Consider the following 13,879-nt stretch of genomic DNA (forward strand, 5'->3'; position numbering starts at 1 on the left):
GTATATAAAAAATAGAGAAGGTTATGAAAAAAAATAATGACAAAAATTCTGAGAATTATAACAGCCTACTGGTTAAAGTAGAGCAGCACGTCGCGACGGTGACGTTAAATCGTCCTGAGATACGTAATGCCTTTAACGACGAAATGATTGCCGAGCTGACTGAGGTTTTCTCCACGCTTGGCGCTGATGATAATGTCCGTGTGGTTGTGCTAGCGGCGGCGGGCAAAGCGTTTTGCGCTGGTGCTGACCTTAATTGGATGCGGGCGATGGCAGATTATAGCTATGAAGAAAATCTTGCCGATGCTGATAAACTGGCGCAAATGCTCAAAACTATCTATGAATGTCCAAAACCAACCGTTGCTGCGATTCAAGGCGATGTCTATGCAGGCGGTATGGGTCTAGTCGCCGTCTGTGATATAGCGATTGCGGTTAAGATTGCCAATTTTTGCTTAAGCGAAGTACGTCTGGGATTAGCGCCTGCCACCATTAGTCCGTATGTCGTAAGAGCATTAGGGACTAGAGCGTCGCATCGCTACTTTTTAAGTGCAGAGGTGTTCGATGCCAAAAAGGCGCGGCAGCTTGGCTTTATCCATGAGCGCGTTAGTGAAGAATCACTTAACGACACAGTCGCAGCCTTATGCGCCAAGATGGTTAATAATAGCCCCAATGCGGTCAAGACTTGCAAGCGTTTATTGCACGAAGTCGCAGGTGCACCGATTACCGATGAGCTTGTTGCTGATACCGTTAAAGGTATCGCTGATATTCGCTCATCAGCGCAAGGAAAGGAAGGCGTACAGGCATTTTTGCACAAGCGTAAGCCTGATTGGTTAACGACAGAATAGTAGCAAAAAACGATAGTCAAACCGATAAATAAAAACGATAAGTTACAGGGATAGTTATGTTTTCTAAAATTCTAATCGCAAACCGTGGTGAAATTGCTTGCCGTGTTGCTGCGACTGCCAAGCGTATGGGTGTTCGTACCGTCGCTGTTTATTCTGATGCCGACCGCGGCGCCAAGCACGTTGCTGTCTGTGACGAAGCGGTTTATTTGGGTGGTTCAGCGCCAAAAGACAGCTATCTTAAAGGCGATGCGATTATTGCGATTGCCCTCGATGTTGGCGCCCAAGCAATCCATCCAGGCTATGGTTTTTTAAGTGAAAATGCCGACTTTGCTCAGGCTTGTCAGGACGCAGGTTTGATGTTTATTGGCCCATCTGCCGACGCGATTCGGGCGATGGGCGGCAAGTCTGAGTCCAAGCGTTTGATGGAAGCGGCTGGTGTACCTTTGATACCGGGTTACCATGGCGACAATCAAGATGCAGAATTCTTACAACAGCAAGCAGACAGTATCGGTTATCCCGTCTTAATTAAAGCCAGCGCAGGCGGCGGCGGTAAAGGCATGCGTATTGTAGAAAATAGCAGCGATTTTATTGACTTACTAGATTCTTGCCGCCGCGAAGCGATTACCAGTTTTGGTGACGACCAAGTACTCATTGAAAAATATGCCCTAAAACCTCGCCATATCGAAATTCAAGTATTTGGCGATATGCATGGCAATTATGTGCATTTGTTTGAGCGAGATTGCTCGGTACAGCGCCGCCACCAAAAGGTATTAGAGGAAGCGCCAGCACCCGGTGTTGACGCTGCCATGCGTGAAGCGATGGGAACAGCGGCAATCGAAGCGGCGCGTGCGGTCAATTATTTTGGTGCAGGTACGGTTGAATTTATCGTTGAGCAGCGCGAAGGGGCGATGAATTTCTATTTTATGGAGATGAATACCCGCCTGCAAGTGGAGCATCCAGTTAGTGAAGCGATTTCGGGTGTCGATTTGGTTGAATGGCAACTGTTGGTTGCAGCAGGTAAGCCGTTACCGAAAAAGCAAAACGAGCTGGTGATTAATGGGCATGCGATTGAAGCGCGTATCTGCGCTGAAAATCCTGACAATGGCTTTTTGCCAGCGACGGGTACTTTATTTACCTATCAAAAGCCTGAGCACAGTACCTTTAACATTACCGATGTACGTATCGACGATGGCGTGCGCGAAGGCGATGTGATTAGCCCGTTTTACGATTCGATGATTGCGAAGCTTATCGTCCATGCGCCGACTCGCGAGCAAGCGTTGGCGAAACTCGACCGCGCACTCGCTCAAACGCGTATCGTTGGTTTGCCAAATAACGTGGCATTTTTGCGCTATATCCTTAATACTGAGTCGTTTAGCCAAGCCAATCTTGATACGGCGCTTATCGAGCGTGAGGCGGACGAGCTGTTTAATCAGCATCCGCTTGATTTATCGACGCTGGTCGTGACTGCCATTACGCAGCAGCTTGCTAGTGAAGGCGCAGCACAAGGGTCAGACATCGATCCATTCAGTAAGCCGACTGGTTTCCGTGCTTATAGTGATTATACGCGCTCGTTTAGCTTGGTTTATGATGAGCAGGCGTACCAAGCACGTATTAGCAACTGGCACAATGCAAATAGTGCGGAAAGTAAAAAAGGGGCTGAAAATAGCAGCAGCTTTACCCTAGTGATTGAAAAAGAAATCGCAAGTAACGAAGAAAAAACCAATGCCAATGTCGCCGCCCAGACAGAAAAAGTCTATGAAAGTGAAATTAACTATGCCAGTACTGACGCGCACAATCATACCTTATGGTTAGATGGCGCCCGTATCAGCGCCCAAAGCTGGACAAATAACGAGACCGCTTATGTCTTTACCGATGGCGGGCGTGATGAGATTACGCTGATTGATATCATGGCACATGTCGGTGAAGAGTCTGCGGCGGTCGGTAGCTTAAAATCACCAATGCCAGGACAAGTCGTCGCCTTCAAAGTCGCTGTTGGCGATAGTGTGAAAAAAGGCGAGCCACTTGCCGTTATCGAAGCGATGAAAATTGAACATACGATTACCGCACCGACGGATGGGGTGGTAGCAGAGTTATTATTTGCCGCGGGCGATTTGGTTGCCGATGGCGACGAGCTACTACGTATCGATACTGAAGCTAGCGAAGCTTAAGAACTGAAGTATAAGAACAATGAAAGGATAATAACCATGAGCCATTCGTACCCAGACCACGTCAGAATCGTTGATGTTAGTCCACGTGATGGCCTGCAAAATGAGTCCATGACGGTACCGACTGCAGTTAAGCAAACGCTGATCGATGATTTAATTGCAGCTGGTGTCAAAAAGCTCGAGGCGACCAGTTTTGTTTCGCCAAAATGGGTGCCGCAAATGGGTGATAATAGCGCGCTACTTGACGCGATAGCGCCTACACGTCAGACGGAGGTGTGCTACTCAGTCCTAGTGCCCAATATGCGTGGCTTTGAAAATGCTATTGTCCATCGTCCTGATGAAATCGTCATTTTCGGTTCAGCCAGTGAAACCTTTAGCCAAAAAAACATCAACTGTAGTATTGACGAAAGCATTGAGCGTTTTGCGCCCGTTGCCGCTGCGGCAAAAGCGCAGGGTATCAAAGTACGCGGCGTCATCTCTTGCACAGTCGGTTGCCCTTATGAAGGCGAGATTGCTCCTAGCCAAGTGGCTTATGTGACCAAGCGTTTGGTTGAGATTGGCGCTGAGAAGATTGGTATTGCCGATACGATTGGGGTTGGTACACCTCTAAAAGTACAGCGCGCCCTGCAAGCCGCTTTAGAATACGCTGGTATCAGCATGCTATCAGGACATTTTCATGATACTTATGGTCAAGCCGTCAGTAACACTTTAGCCGCCTTACAGATGGGCGTTAGTGAGTTTGATACCTCAGTCGCTGGACTTGGCGGTTGTCCGTATGCCAAAGGCGCAACCGGCAATGTCGCCACCGAAGATGTCGTCTATATGCTACACGGCATGGGTATCAGTACGGGTATTGATTTGGATAAATTGGTCGTGGCTGGCGAGCGTATCAGTGGATTCTTGGGTCGCCGCAATGGTTCAAGCGTGGCGCGTGCGTTGATTAATAAACGTCAGTCTTAACTAAAAAATAAAGCCAGTCATAAGCTAAATGAATAGAAATAAATGAATAGATAGCTGGTATAAATTTTTGAAGCCTCTGGAGTGACGCAGTCGCACAGCAAGCGATAAAAATTTGTACCAGCTATATGGTCTCTTTTTAAATGGATCTAAATTTTTAAGAAATTAAACATCAAAATACAAGGAACGGCTATGAGTTTACCTGGATTAAATTTTCAGCTTGGCGAAGATATCGACGCCTTACGTGATGTGGTACAGCAGTTTGCAGCGAAAGAAATTGCCCCGCGTGCAAGCGAAATCGACAGCAGCGATGAGTTCCCAATGGATTTATGGCAAAAAATGGGCGAGCTCGGTCTGCATGGCATTACCGTTCCAGAAGAGTACGGCGGATCTGACATGGGTTATGTCGCTCATATGGTGGCGATGGAAGAGATTAGCCGAGCCTCTGCTTCTGTGGCGCTCAGCTACGGGGCGCATTCTAACCTGTGTATCAACCAAATCAAACGTAATGGTTCAGAGGAACAAAAGCAAAAATATCTGCCCAAGCTGATTAGTGGTGAATTCATTGGCGCATTAGCGATGAGTGAGCCGGGCGCTGGTTCAGACGTAGTGAGTATGAAGCTTAAAGCCGAAGAAAAAGGCGGACATTATGTGCTAAACGGTAGCAAAATGTGGATTACCAATGGCCCAGATGCTGACGTCATGGTGGTTTATGCCAAAACCAATCCAGAGCTTGGCGCAAAAGGTATGACCGCATTTATCGTTGAAAAAGGCATGAAGGGCTTTGGCACGGCACAAAAGCTCGATAAGCTTGGCATGCGCGGTAGTCATACCGGTGAGATGACTTTTGATAATGTTGAAGTGCCCAAAGAAAATATCTTGGGCGGCGTTGGTGAAGGCGTCAAAGTACTGATGAGCGGGCTTGATTATGAGCGCGCGGTACTCGCCGCAGGTCCTATCGGTATCATGCAAGCGGTGATGGATAACGTTGTGCCTTATATTCATGATCGCAAGCAGTTTGGGCAAGCAATTGGTGAATTTCAGCTTATCCAAGGTAAAGTCGCCGATATGTATACCATCCTGCAAGCGGGACGCAGCTTCTTATATACGGTCGGTAAAAATCTCGATATGCTCGATCAACGCGGCGCCGGTCATAGCCGCGAAGTACGTAAAGATTGCGCCAGCGTGATTTTATGGTGTGCGGAAAAAGCCACGTGGATGGCAGGCGAGGGCATCCAAATCTTTGGCGGTAACGGCTATACCAATGAATATCCACTTGGTCGCTACTGGCGTGATGCCAAGCTGTATGAAATCGGCGCGGGCACCAGTGAAATTCGTCGTATGCTAATCGGCCGTGAGCTATTTAACGAGACTAAGTAGAAATTATAGAATGTTCTTTATATAACCCCACTCTCAACTTCGAAAGTGATTGAAAAAAGAAGAGCACCTCACTAATCTATTGTTTTCGACCAAGAATACAATGGAGTTGTGAGATGCCCATAGACGAATTTATCATCAATATCTATTTAATGGTAGAGCAATATTACAAAATAGTCGTCACCAAACCCTTGCGAAGTGCAGGTTACGCGCCAAAGCTAAGTGATCCTGAGGTTATTTGCATGGAGATGGTCGGTGAATTTTTACACCTTGATCAAGACAAACAAATTTGGCAATACTTTACCCAGCATTGGCAAGACTGGTTTCCAGCCATCGGCTCATACCCTAACTTCGCAAAGCACTGCGCCAATCTGTGGCAAGTCAAACAGCAGATACAAGATAAAGTCAGTCAAATTGAAGGCCGTGACAACATTCATTTTATGGATGGCTTTCCGATACCCGTCTGTCATTATGGACGCGCTTATCGGCATAAAAACTATCAAGACTTAGCAGCTTTTAGCTACTGTGCCGCTAAGCAAGAGAGGTACTATGGCTTTGAAGGCCATTTGCTTGTTAACTTATCGGGCATGATTAAAGGCTTTACCTTTGCTCCTGCCAATGTTGATGAAAGAGCAGTTGCGCCTGATATTACTGACCATATTTATGGTTTGCTCGGTGCTGATAAAGGGTATATCAGCCCTAGTCTGACATCGTACTACGACGCTCAAGGAGTAGATTTACAAACGCCACTCAGAGCTAATATGAAAGAAGATAGACCCAAACCTGTGGTAAGGCGGCTAATGAAAGCCCGCCGTATCGTTGAAACAGTCATTGGTCAGCTATCAGAACGATTTAATATACAAAGGGTACGAGCAAGAGATTTATGGCATTTGTCTCATCGATTGATTCGTAAGATTCTTTCACACAATCTGTGCTTTGTACTCAACAAAAAACTTGGTAATCCGCCTCTTCAGTTTGATTTGCTTATTTCAAGTTGAGAGTGGGGTTTATATACTAAACTCTTGCTCATGGGCTAATTTTTTCTTGCTTGCTGTTCGCAGGCGTGACAGAGGTTGCAAAAAAATCATCCCATAAGCACCTAGCATCGCTTTTAAATCGAATAAACTAAAAATAAAAAAGCAGGTCGCTTAAAACGGCCTGCTTTTTTTATTTATACAAACGTTCAAAACACTATGTCTGTTTGCTATGGTCAAAATAACGGGCCAGACCATTTAATAATAAATCATCGCGCATACGCACCGAACGATTAATATGTTGCGCAATGATATGCGCATCACCGCCGGTCATGATGAGCTCAAAGTTTGGATAACGGTTACTGATTTCATTAATCGCGCCAACGATGGACAACATAATGCCGCGATGGACGGCGTCTTTTGTGTTGATGCCGGGGCTCACGCTATCAAAAGTGCCATTAGAAATCGTAATTTGCTTGGTACCAGAAAATAACGACTCACGTTGCAGATAGATGCTGGGGAAAATATAACCGCCTAAATGCTCAGCGTGATCAATCAAATCAATCGTCACCGCCGTGCCGCAGCCAATCACGCACTGGCGTTTTTTCTTATCGACTGCGCCTAGCATCTGTAGCCAGCGATCGCAGCCGAGCTGTTCGTCATCATAGGCGCTTTGCATCAAGGCATGCTCAGCATCGACGTGGACAAATTCGAACGGAATATTTAGGCGGCTCAAGGTTTCAGATACTTTTACATTTAAGTCATCGCCCAATACCGAGGAAATCCCAATAAAATCTGGCGCATAACGCGCAAAACGATCGGTTAGACCCATGAGCAGTTCGGCAGGCGCTTGCAAATGCTGCTTGGCATCGTGCGCAACTATCTGCCCGATATCATCGGTGAGCCAGTATTTAAGACGGGTATTGCCAAGATCTAACCAGAGCATAAAAATCCCTTTATATAGTGCTCGTTCAGTATGGTTTTTTTAGGTATGGTATTTTAAAGGTTTAAGCGTCACCAATCACATCAATGCGACCGGTAAAAAGCGCAGAAATCTTACCGTTATATTCACGTAATTGCAAACATCCATGTGTATCAAGACCGCATGCATAACCGGTCAGCGTCTCGACATTGCCGTTGTAGTCTTGGGTGATGCGCAAACGCAGCCCTGCCAATGCATCCATCGCGTCAAACTGCGCCAAAAAACTGTCTAAATAATAACGCTGCCCGGTTGGCTTCTCCAATCCTAAATACTCAAAGCGGGTCATCGCTGCCATTAAAGCCTCACTCATTTGCTGATAAAGCGTTTTTAGGTCTGGAAGTGAAATAGGCGGCGCTTTTGGCTCAAGCATGGCACAAATATCTCGTAAGCTAATCGCTTGATAACTCATACCCTCGCAAGTTTGTGCCGTAAGCTTAGGCGTAGCTTGCACGTTTAGACCCACGCCCATCACCACGCCCACCAATCTTCCTGCTTTTGTTATGGGTTCTATTAAAATGCCAGCAAGCTTATGAAAGGGTAGGGTTTGTTTGGTAGATTCAAGCGGCTTTAAAGCAGCGTCATTCGATTCAGGTTCAGATTGATTTTGAAATGAATGCTGCTGCGAATATTGCTTTGAATAAAAGCCCAAATCATTGGCCCATTTTACCCCGATTGTTGCCAAGCCTTGCACGCGCAATTGCTCATTTAGCACTTGAATTACAGGCATTTTTGCCAGTTCAACGCCGATAATCAGCGACAATAAACCGCTAATCGGTAGATGCACCGGATGATATAACGATAAGTAGACATTGCCGCGCGGCGACTGCCATGAGCGCCCATGTTGTCCGCGTCCAGCACTTTGGGTTTCCGCTGTTAGTAGATGCATCTCGGCTGCATTTAGGCGGCCATTTTGTAGCGCTGCTATCAGCTCACTATTGGTCGAGCCGCTACTGGCAAGGTGGCGATGGTTAAGCTTAGGTAAATGCTCAAGCTCTAATGACTCAAAAGGTTGGGCAGACAAAGCGTCGGATGATGGATTAAATGGCGGCATAATAAGTTTCGTCGATGGGATAAATTGGCGTGGATAAACTTTGATATACTGAGCGATTGTTGCTCATTAACAATACAAAGCAAACAGCATAAAGGTCAGATTATGATTTAGCAAATACGATTGAGCAGGTAATGTTCGAGTGACTATACAATTAGATGATTATACGATTTTAATAAAAAAGACGCAGGATAAAAGGCCGATTCGATGATGTTATATGTGTGGTTTGTGATTGCAGGGGCGTTTGCGGGTGTCAGCGCCGGATTATTTGGCGTCGGTGGTGGCATGATTATCGTACCCGCATTGGTTTGGATTTTTACCGCCTATCATTTTTCACCCGAAGTGGTCACCCATTTGGCGATTGGCACCTCACTAGCGACAATTGTGGTGACCTCTATAAGCTCACTGACTGCCCATAATAAGCGCGGCGGCGTACGCTGGGAAGTGTGGCGCAAAATGGCGTTGGGCTTGGTCATTGGCAGTTTGGTTGGTGCCGGTATCGCCGATATGATTGACGGCAAAGTCTTGCAAGCTATCATCGGTGTCGGGGCGCTATTGGTCGCCTTAAAAATGCTGTTTTTATCCAATAAAGAACAATTGGGTAAGCCGTTACCGTCAGCTGGCGTACAGTTTGGGGCAGGGACAGGCATCGGTATGGCGTCGTCTATTTTTGGCATTGGCGGCGGTAGTTTGACCGTACCGTTTTTAAACTGGGCAGGATTGCCGATGAAACAATCGGTCGGTACGTCTGCTGCTTGCGGTTTGCCCATCGCCGTCGCTGGTGCGATAGGCTTTGCCTGGTTCGGTCGAGACGTGGTCAACCTGCCTGAGGGCACAATAGGCTTTGTCCATATCACGGGCTTTTTATGCATATCTGTCGCTAGCTTTGCGATGGCAAAGGTCGGCGCCAAGCTTGCCCATATATTGCCCGCGCTGACGCTGAAACGCGCTTTTGGGGTGCTGCTGTTATTTGCAGGCGGTCAATTGTTGTTAAGTGGGATTGGGGTGATTTAGGCTTTATCTCCTATCAATCGCATCAAGCCCCAAACGCATCCACTTTCTGGCGAGCTCATCATGGTCGCTGAGCATACTCCATAGCGCATCTTCACTAAAGATTGAGTGCGCTTTACCCGAGTGCTCAATCGGCAGCTCCGCTTCACGGTCTGTCATCCATTGTGGGTTGAGATAGTACTTTTTCAACTCGTTTTGCAAGGCTTCAGCGCGCAAAAACTGCTGCTGCGCCTCAAGCTGCTTACGATGCAGCTCACACCATTCTTCATATTTTTGCTGTAATTCTTGCGGATTATATTTTTCAAAATTGTCTTCAGTCATTGTCATGGCCTTAATTGTTATTATTTAAATGCATCATGCAAATTTTCACCACTATTATAGCATCCTTCACAAACCCTAAAAACTCGTCACAATTTGCGGTAGAATAGCCGCCTGTTTTTGCTAAGTCTATCGATATTTCATGCGCCTAAAATCTCTCAAGCTGGCAGGCTTTAAATCCTTTGCCAATCCAACCACTTTTACCTTCCGTCATGGTATCACCGCCATCGTCGGGCCAAACGGCTGCGGCAAATCCAACGTCATTGATGCCATTCGCTGGGTATTGGGCGAAACTTCCGCCAAGCAATTACGCGGCGGGGCGATGAGTGATGTCATCTTTGCCGGCACGCAAGATAAAGCCGCCAAAAGCGTTGCCAGTGTTGAGCTGACCTTTGAGCATACGCAAGATGAGCAGACGGGGATTCGCCATGAGTTTAATCTCTATCACGAGCTGTCCGTCCGCCGACAGGTAAATTTGGAGGGGCGCTCGGACTACTTTATCAATGGCACGCGCTGTCGCCGCCGTGATGTGGTCGATGTGTTCTTGGGTACAGGGCTTAGCGCGCGCAGTTATGCGGTCATCGAGCAAGGTATGATTGGACGGATTGTTGAATCTAGCCCGCTACAATTACGTGAATTTATCGAAGAGGCCGCTGGTGTTTCTCGTTATCAAGCGCGCCGTGAGGAAACGCAAAAGAAACTTGAGAAAACCCAGGATAATTTAGCCCGTCTACACGATATGCAAAGCGAGCTGGTGAGCCAACAAAAACGCTTGTCTAAGCAAGCGGCCAGTGCCGAGCGTTATGAAGAGCTAGCGTTAGCGCTTGCCGATATCAAACAACAGCTTGCCATTCAACAGCTTTATCAAGCAAAGCATCATCAGCAGCAGCAAAAAATCGCTCATGAGCGCAGCGCTAGTGAAGTTGCTGTTTTACAAGCCAGTTATGAAGCGCTAAAAGCCAAACAAGACAAGCTTGCGGCTCATATCAATCAAGAACAATGGCTAAAAGACAATGCCCAAAGTAGCCACTATCAGCAGCAGCTAAGCTATCAACAAGCGGAGCATGAGCTTAGCGATGCTAAATCACAATTAAACGTAATTGCACAGCAACTGAACAGTTTAGAGCAGCAGCGTCAGCAAGCGGTGAGTGAAATTGAACGTTTAAAAGCTGAGCAGGCCGAGCAGCAAAATATATTAGAGGAGTTGCGCCCACAGCTTAGTAAGCTTAACGATAAACGCGACAGGCATAAACGCAATGAACAACCGTTGCAGCGCGCTTACCATGATGCGCAAAACCAGCTGTCCCGCCTGCAAGATAATGCGCGCGCTCTTGAGCAGCAGCAAGCGATTAATAACCAAGCGCAAAAACGCCAGCAGCAAAACCATGATAAATGGCAGCGCCGCCAGCAAAACTGGCAAAATCTCTGGCAGCAATTACAACAGTCGTTATCACCAGTCGAAAGTGCTGGTTTGCAAAATGACGCTGATACGAAAAGTTTACAGCAGACGTTAAATGCACAAGTGACTGAGCTCAATAAACAGCTGCAACAGATTGAGCGTCAGCAAGACAGTATCGATGAGCGCCTATCCGAGCTACAACCGCAAGCGCATCAGTTACAGCAACGCTTAAACACTCAACGGCGCGAGTTAAGCGAGGATGAAAAACGTCACGCGGTCTTGGCAGGTGAATACGATACACTGCATCAGATATTACATCCGAAGCCTTTATCAAAAAACCAGCTGCCTATTCATCATGCCAAAACCGCCGATTTAAACAATGATTTAGGAAACGAATTATCGATTACCACCTTGCGTGAGCAGATTGAGTTAAGTGCCAAAGGGCAGCAGCATGCCGAGCTACTCGATAGTGTGTTGGCGTTATGGTTGGATAGCCATGTGCTGATTTCTAAGCAGTCAAGCGATAAAAAGATTAATGACAATTCTCAAAAAGCTGATAGTTTATGGCAAGCGCTCGAGCAGGATTTAACAGATTTATTTACTTATCAAACCACGCAAAACGAGAACGACAATTCAAAGAATAAATCGCAGCTAGAAAATGGTCATAGTCTATGGCTACCTGCTCAGACAAATGATAAAGGCGCAAAATCATTTATCAGTGCTTTGCCAAATCACTTAACGGATAAAGTATTGTCGTTATCAGAGTTGATTACTGCACCAAATTTAGCGTTGTGGCAGCACTGTTATCTATATACCGCGCCATCTAAAACGAATACTCAGCAAACATTGGAAGATTTGGCTGTTACTTTAAAAGCATTGCCAGCATCCGCTATTTTACTAACCTCGGACGGCTGGTTTATCAGTCGTCAGGGTACGACTAATTTGAGCAAATTTGCTAGCGCGCAAAATGGTCAAAACGATAGCAATAATCAGTTTTTAAGCCAACGTTTGCAGCAACGCAGCCGTTTACAAGCGTTAGAAGATTTACTTGATGAGTTCGAGACTAAAATACAAGAGCAGCAAAAGGCGATTGCTAATCACCAACGCAACTATGATGCCCTGATGGTCAGCTTAGAAGAAACGCGCGCGCAAGCTGAGCAATTAACTCGCGATAAACACCAACACCAGCAACAGCTCACCACCAAGCGCGCCAATGCAGAACGCCTACAAGCGGACAGTCAACGCCTCAATGCTGATAAAGTTGCCCTTGAGCAAGAGCAACAAGAATTAGAGCAAGAACAGCAGACCCTAACTCATGAGCAGCAGCATATCCAAAGTGAGATAGCAGCGCTAACGCCGCAAATAGCCGATGCGCGTTTATTAAGTCAGCAATTACAGTCCGAGCGCAGTGAGCTAAATCGTGCGCGGCAGGTAGATGATGACGCTTGGCAAGCAATGCAGCTGCGTATTCAGCAGAGCGAGATGCGCTTAGAGCATAGTGTCAGCAGTCTTGCTCGGGCAACTGCGCAGCATGAAAAGTCGCTGCAAAACGAGCAAAGTCTAGAGGCGCGTCACGAGCAGCAGAAAAATAAACTACCAGCTTTGCAAGTAGCATTGCAAACAGCACAGAAAGCACGCGATGAGCAGCAGGCAGTATTAACCACACGCGAAACGGCATTAACAGCGCTTAAAGGGGAATATAATCAGCAGCAGACTGAATTAGATACACTGCAAAACGACTTGCAAATGCAGCAATCTGAGCTTGCCGGTCTTGCCACTGAGCTGGCATTAAGCGCTGCAAAATTAGAAGATGCCAGTAGCCATACCCAAGAAGCGCTAGAGGCTTATTACAAGATCAGCCATAAATATCAAGCGCAATCGGACACAGTTCAGCAGCATCAGCAACAAGTGATGAGCGTCTCAAATTTATTGGCGGATTTTATCGCCCATGATCGCCGCGTCCGCCCAGATAAAATCGCAGAATTAGAATCTGAACGCGCGAAGCTTGAGCAGCAATTAAGTAAAATTGGCGCGGTCAATCTCGCCGCAGTAGCAGAATTGGCAGAAGTTAATGAGCGCTTAGAGCCACTTGCGCAGCAGACCGCAGATATTGCCGCCAGTATGCAGACCTTGACGGAAGCGATTGACTCAATTGATGAAACCACCAAGACCTTGTTTATGCAGACGCTCGATGCGGTCAATAACGAGCTTGCCAATTTATTTGCTAAAGTCTTTGGTGGCGGGCAAGCAAGCTTAACGCTTAATACGGACGAGATGCCTGCCAATGCGCCAAAGTCAGAACAGTGGCGGGCAGGGTTGACCTTAATGGCACAGCCAAAAGGTAAGCGCAATAGTCGCCTAGCGGTACTGTCAGGCGGTGAGAAAACCTTGACCGCGCTTAGCTTAATTTTTGCGATATTCAAACAGCATCCGGCACCATTTTGTGTGCTCGATGAAGTCGATGCACCGCTTGATGATGCCAACGTCGCCCGCTTTACCAGCTTGATAAATGAGTTGGCAGATGACTTGCAGTTTATTTTTATCAGTCATAATAAGCTGACGATGCAGATTGCTGATGAATTAAAAGGCGTCACCATGCCAAGCGCGGGGATTTCTACTTTAGTCAGTGTGTCGCTTGATGAGGCAGCAAATTACCTTTCTGATTGAGCGCCCAGTAGCAAAATAATTAATAACGGCAAGCGCTTGTCAGTGGTATAGTTAGGGCTAGCATTTAACGTCAGGCGAGTAGTCGGAAAATTAGTCAGTGAAGGCTTTAGGGCCAATGATAAACGCTGACTATATGGTG

Annotated in this window: 10 protein-coding genes; 7 read left to right on the plus strand and 3 right to left on the minus strand. The window is 46.7% G+C overall.

Annotated elements, in window-relative coordinates:
* Positions 1–23: 23 nt before the first annotated feature.
* From RAH45_RS02095 to RAH45_RS02115, 5 genes are all read left to right on the plus strand, one after another.
* A complete protein-coding gene (locus RAH45_RS02095) occupies positions 24–842 on the plus strand; it encodes an enoyl-CoA hydratase/isomerase family protein (RefSeq protein WP_068405957.1) in 819 nt (272 codons plus the stop codon).
* Positions 843–898: 56 nt separating this feature from the next.
* Positions 899–3,010 (plus strand): acetyl/propionyl/methylcrotonyl-CoA carboxylase subunit alpha, encoded by a 2,112-nt coding sequence (locus RAH45_RS02100; RefSeq protein ID WP_289051322.1) that lies wholly within the window; start codon positions 899–901, stop codon positions 3,008–3,010.
* A 36-nt stretch (positions 3,011–3,046) separates the two neighbouring features.
* Positions 3,047–3,967 (plus strand): hydroxymethylglutaryl-CoA lyase, encoded by a 921-nt coding sequence (locus RAH45_RS02105; protein ID WP_068405952.1) that lies wholly within the window; start codon positions 3,047–3,049, stop codon positions 3,965–3,967.
* A gap of 189 nt (positions 3,968–4,156) precedes the next feature.
* A complete protein-coding gene (locus tag RAH45_RS02110) occupies positions 4,157–5,344 on the plus strand; it encodes an isovaleryl-CoA dehydrogenase (RefSeq protein WP_068405948.1) in 1,188 nt (395 codons plus the stop codon).
* Positions 5,345–5,457: 113 nt separating this feature from the next.
* The gene (locus RAH45_RS02115; RefSeq protein WP_306495440.1) at positions 5,458–6,339 is read left to right on the plus strand and encodes an IS982 family transposase; all 882 of its coding nucleotides are present in this window, start codon (positions 5,458–5,460) and stop codon (positions 6,337–6,339) included.
* Positions 6,340–6,532: 193 nt separating this feature from the next.
* Here RAH45_RS02115 and RAH45_RS02120 read toward each other — a convergent pair whose 3' ends face one another.
* The gene (locus tag RAH45_RS02120) at positions 6,533–7,261 is read right to left on the minus strand and encodes a pantothenate kinase (protein WP_068405931.1); all 729 of its coding nucleotides are present in this window, start codon (positions 7,259–7,261) and stop codon (positions 6,533–6,535) included.
* Between the two features lie 61 nt (positions 7,262–7,322).
* Positions 7,323–8,348, minus strand: a complete 1,026-nt coding sequence (locus RAH45_RS02125) for a biotin--[acetyl-CoA-carboxylase] ligase (protein WP_068405928.1) — start codon at positions 8,346–8,348, stop codon at positions 7,323–7,325.
* 207 nt (positions 8,349–8,555) lie between these two features.
* Between RAH45_RS02125 and RAH45_RS02130 the strand changes: the two genes are divergently transcribed.
* On the plus strand, positions 8,556–9,359 hold the full coding sequence (locus tag RAH45_RS02130; protein WP_068405941.1) for a sulfite exporter TauE/SafE family protein: 804 nt from the start codon (positions 8,556–8,558) through the stop codon (positions 9,357–9,359).
* Between the two features lie 3 nt (positions 9,360–9,362).
* On the opposite strand, the gene RAH45_RS02135 is transcribed toward RAH45_RS02130, so the two are convergent.
* Positions 9,363–9,677: a DUF4298 domain-containing protein gene (locus RAH45_RS02135; protein ID WP_068405925.1), complete on the minus strand. Its 315-nt coding sequence runs from the start codon at positions 9,675–9,677 to the stop codon at positions 9,363–9,365.
* A gap of 139 nt (positions 9,678–9,816) precedes the next feature.
* On the opposite strand from RAH45_RS02135, the gene RAH45_RS02140 reads away from it, so the two are divergent.
* The gene (locus tag RAH45_RS02140) at positions 9,817–13,740 is read left to right on the plus strand and encodes an AAA family ATPase (protein WP_068405922.1); all 3,924 of its coding nucleotides are present in this window, start codon (positions 9,817–9,819) and stop codon (positions 13,738–13,740) included.
* The last annotated feature ends 139 nt before the right edge of the window (positions 13,741–13,879 follow it).

Source organism: Psychrobacter sp. van23A, from assembly GCF_030845275.1.
Taxonomy (GTDB): Bacteria; Pseudomonadota; Gammaproteobacteria; order Pseudomonadales; family Moraxellaceae; genus Psychrobacter; species Psychrobacter faecalis.